Source organism: Bradyrhizobium sp. Kon56, from assembly GCF_055807635.1.
In genome coordinates this window covers 1-269 of the sequence record NZ_JBVVOU010000429.1, presented here as the reverse complement: position 1 = coordinate 269, position 269 = coordinate 1, and the positions used below count along the sequence as shown (strand labels likewise).

General features: G+C 61.7%; 1 protein-coding gene. It reads left to right on the top strand.

The annotated features are described in order from the left end of the window. The coding region (locus AC0L3B_RS39560; protein ID WP_473383269.1) for a 4Fe-4S dicluster domain-containing protein at positions 1-268 on the top strand (268 nt) is incomplete at its 5' end. Between the last annotated feature and the right edge of the window lies 1 nt (position 269).

The window sequence follows — 269 nt, the reverse complement described above, 5'->3', positions numbered from 1 at the left end:
GCGCGAAGCCGTGTGCATGCACATGTGTCCCTATGCGCGCTTTCAAAGCGTGATGTTCGATAAAGACACCCTGACCATTGCCTACGACGCCGCCCGTGGCGAACGCCGTGGCGCGCGCAAACGCGAAGTGAAACCGGCAGACGCAGGCCTGGGCGATTGCATCGACTGCCAGCTGTGCGTGCAGGTGTGCCCCACCGGCATCGACATCCGTGATGGCCTGCAAATGGAATGCATCGGCAGGAGCCGCCATGAACTTCCACACCCGTAAG